Below are 3,731 nucleotides of genomic sequence, written 5' to 3'. Positions count from 1 at the left end.
CGTCGGGATGCGCGGCCAGGATCTCTTCCATGCCGCCGGTGGAGAGGCGGTGGCCGGCGACGTTGATGATGTCGTCGGTGCGGCCCATCACGAAGACGTAGCCGTCCTCGTCCTTGTAACCGGCGTCGGAGGTTTTGTAGTAGCCGGGGAATTCGTTGAAGTAGGCTTCCTTGCAGCGCGCGTCCTGCTGCCACAGCGTCGGCAGGTTGCCGGGCGGCAGCGGCAGCTTGATGACGATGGAGCCCATGGTGTTCGGCGGCAGCGGCTTCGCCGCTTCATCGACCACATCGACCTGATAGCCCGGCATCGGCACCGTCGGCGAGCCATGCTTCACCGGCAAAGCGCCGAGACCGACAGGATTGCCGGCGATGCACCAGCCGGTTTCCGTCTGCCACCAGTGATCGATCACCGGCACTTTCAACTGCCGCTCGGCCCATTCCACCGTCGGCGGATCGGCGCGCTCGCCGGCAAGAAACAGCGTGCGGAATTTCGACAGATCGTATTTGCGGATGAACTCGCCGTTCGGATCTTCCTTCCTGATGGCGCGGAACGCGGTCGGCGCCGTGAAGAACGCGACGGCGTTATGCTGCGAGATCACCCGCCAGAACGCGCCGGCGTCCGGCGTGCCGATCGGCTTGCCCTCATACATGATCGAGGTCGCGCCATGCAGCAGCGGCCCGTAGATGATGTAGCTGTGACCGACCACCCAGCCGATGTCGGAGCCGCACCACCAGACCTCGCCCGGCGCAACGCCGTAGAGGTTGAACATCGACCATTTCAGCGCGACCAGGTGCCCGCCATTGTCGCGTACCACGCCCTTGGGTTTGCCCGTGGTGCCGGAAGTGTAGAGAATATAGAGCGGGTCGGTCGCCAGTACCGGCACGCAGTCGGCGGATTTCTTTTCGGCCATGGCGCTGGCGCGCAACGCCGCCCAGTCGTGATCGCGGCCGGCTGTCAGATCGCAGCCGTGCTGCGGCCGCTGCAGGATGATGCAGGTCTCGGGCTTCACGCTGGAAAGCCTGATCGCCTCGTCGAGCAGCGGCTTGTACTGCACGATGCGGCCGGGCTCGAGCCCGCAGCTTGCCGAGAAGATCAGCTTTGGCTTGGCGTCCTCGATCCGGGTGGCGAGTTCTTTCGCCGCAAAGCCGCCGAACACCACGCTGTGCACGGCGCCGATCCGGGCGCAGGCCAGCATCGCCATCATGGCTTCCGGCACCATCGGCATATAGAGGATGACGCGGTCACCCTTCGTCACGCCGAAATCCCGCATGATGGCGGCCAGCGTCTTCACCTCGTGCAGCATCTCGGCATAGGTGAATTTGGTGACGGCGCTCGGTCCGGAAGGATTTGCCAGCGGCGAATCGTGGATCAGCGCCAGTTGGTCGGCACGGCCATTGGCAACGTGGCGGTCGAGCGCGTTGTAGCAGGTGTTGACCATGGCGCCGGCGAACCAGCGGCCGTAAAGCCCCATGGCCGGATCGAACACCTTTTTCGCCGGCTCGATCCAGTCGATCTCGCGCGCCGCCTCGCCCCAAAACCCCTCGGGATCCCGCAGCGAGCGGGCGTGGACCTCATGATAGCGGCTGGTGTTCTGGATGTTCATGGCGTTCGCTCCCACCTCTGCGTCATGCCCGGGTTCGTTCCGGGCAACCACGTCTTTTTTTGCTTATGCTGTTGCCCGGCCATGACCAGGATCAATTTCAGCCGATTTTTCCTGCGGACTTTCCTCGACGCATTGTCACGGGATGACCCGACAATTCAAGGCGAAAACATCGCACCAGCAGGATAGCGCCGGGTGAACCTTGATCCGAACTAGCGACTCTCGGCTGCCAGCAGTTGGTCGAGCCGCTTGCGCATTTCATTGCCGAGATCATATCCCGGCCGGCCGAAGCCGGCATGGCGGCGGCTGACGAAATCATCCTGTTCGCCCTGCAGGGCCCGGCCGGCGCGGGGGCCGCCCTTCGCCGCTTCGCGCACCACCTTGGCGTTCACGGCATTGATCTCGCGGTCGAGATTGGTCAGTTCCGGACTGGCGCAGATCGCCTTTTCCACCGCGAGCCGGGTGGTGGCGCAATTGAAGCCCGGCTTGCCGTAAACCGCCAACAGCGCACCGAGGCGCTCCAGCTGCCGCGCCAGCGACTTGTGGTTTTCTCTCGCCGTCGGGTGGTCGGGATCGAGCTTGATGGCGGCGGCGAAATCGGCGAGCGCGCGGCGCCGGTCGCCTTTGCGACGCCACAGTTCGCCGCGCGAGTTGAAGACATCCGCCAGCGTCGGATCGAGCCGCAGCGCCGCGTCGTAGTCGCCGATCGCGCTGTCCTGCATGTCCTTGCGGTCGTAGGCGCCGGCGCGCGCGACCAGCGCCTTGACGCGATCGGGCTTCGTCGTCTTCGCATGGTCGATGAGCGTGCCGCAGACGGCGACGATCCTGTCGGCGTCATCGGCGGCCGCCGCAGCGGCACAGGGCGCGGGGTCTGCCTGCAGGTCGGCCGATATCTCGGCGCTGGTGGCGAATGCCGGGCCGTTCTCCCAAAGCATCGGGGCGTTCGCCGCCAGCATACCCGTCAAGGCGGCCATCAGCAGGGTTCGAAGCTTCGCCGGCGCGATCATGACGCAGCGCGAGCCGCCGCGCGGCGTTTGGTCCCGGCGCCGCGCGCCTGGGCCGCCTCGCCCATCGCGTCGAACAGCCAGGCGAGGCCGGAATCCATCAGCGCCACCCTGGGCACGGCGGCCTTGATCGTAAACGCCCGCAAGCGCAGCGGAACCTCCCTGCTCACCACCGCGAAACGCGCGGCATGCATCGCCACGAAACGCCGCGGCATCGCCGCGATCAGGTCGGTTTCCGCCACCGTCGCAAGCGCCGAGGCAAAATCCGGCACGGTCAACGCCACGCGCCGGGCGAGGCCGAGCCCGGCCAGCGCGTCGTCGACGAAGCCATGGGGATCGGCGGTCTTCGAGACCACCAGATGCTGCATCTGGCAGAAGCGCTGCAGCGTCGGCCGCGCGGCAAAGGGATGGCGCGCGCGGGCCACCACGACGAAGTCCTCGTCATAGATGGTCCGGACCACGAAGCGCGGCGGCGCGCGATCGATCGGCGCGACCGCGATGTCCATCGACCCCGCTTCCAGTTCGGCGAACACCGGCGTCCACGCCCGCTCGACCGACTGGCCGCCCTGCGGCGGCAGCAGCTGCCGCCACCCGATATCGATGCCGGGCGCCCGGGCGCGCAGGATCGCCAGCAGGGGCGCCAGGAACACCGAGCCGTCGGGCGCGCCGATGACGAAGCGCCGCGTCGATGTCGCGGGATCGAACGGCGTCGCACTGGCCAGCACGTTGCGTGCCTGCGCCAGCAGTTCGGCGACCGGTTCGGCCAATGCCGCCGCGCGCGCGGTGGGCACCACGCCCTTCGGCGTACGCAGGAACAGGGGATCGTTGAGCATCCGCCGCAACCGCCCGAGGCCGTGACTCACCGCCGACGAGGTCAGATTGAGCTGGATCGCCGCGCGTCCGACATGGCGCTCCCGCAGGATCACCTCGAACAGCGTCAGCAGATTGAGATCGGCGCGAGCCAGGTTATTTTTCTTCAGCATGTAGGTTAAATCATATCACTGGATTCATCACGCTCCAATTGCGAATTTCGGCTCTCCGAACAACGCCGCAGCGGCGAATTCTTCAAAGCAGTTTTCAATGGAGACGATATGTCATCGCTGGATCGGTTTCCCCGCGCTCCGGCC

Annotated in this window: 3 protein-coding genes; all 3 read right to left on the bottom strand. The window is 66.2% G+C overall.

The genetic code is table 11. The features are described 5' to 3' along the window. Window positions 1-1,603: AMP-binding protein (locus Q8R73_RS24740; protein ID WP_305722169.1), on the bottom strand; the 1,603-nt coding region annotated here is incomplete at its 3' end. Between the two features lie 209 nt (window positions 1,604-1,812). Further along, window positions 1,813-2,607 carry a hypothetical protein gene (locus tag Q8R73_RS24735; RefSeq protein WP_305722168.1) on the bottom strand — a complete coding sequence of 265 codons (795 nt, stop codon included), beginning with the start codon at window positions 2,605-2,607 and terminating at the stop codon, window positions 1,813-1,815. Then, window positions 2,604-3,587: a LysR family transcriptional regulator gene (locus Q8R73_RS24730; RefSeq protein WP_305722167.1), complete on the bottom strand. Its 984-nt coding sequence runs from the start codon at window positions 3,585-3,587 to the stop codon at window positions 2,604-2,606. The genes Q8R73_RS24735 and Q8R73_RS24730 overlap by 4 nt, the downstream gene beginning before the upstream one ends. Window positions 3,588-3,731: the final 144 nt, after the last annotated feature.

It is taken from the genome of Bradyrhizobium sp., assembly GCF_030697065.1.
Taxonomy (GTDB): Bacteria; Pseudomonadota; Alphaproteobacteria; order Rhizobiales; family Xanthobacteraceae; genus Bradyrhizobium.
The sequence above is the reverse complement of the archived record's forward strand: the minus strand, read 5'-3'. Positions and strand labels throughout refer to the sequence as shown.

Bases quoted from the DNA above. Each gene is read 5' to 3' on its own strand.
- Q8R73_RS24735 (WP_305722168.1), bottom strand. From the start codon at position 2,607: ATGATCGCGCCGGCGAAGCTTCGAACCCTGCTGATGGCCGCCTTGACG.
- Q8R73_RS24730 (WP_305722167.1), bottom strand. From the start codon at position 3,587: ATGCTGAAGAAAAATAACCTGGCTCGCGCCGATCTCAATCTGCTGACG.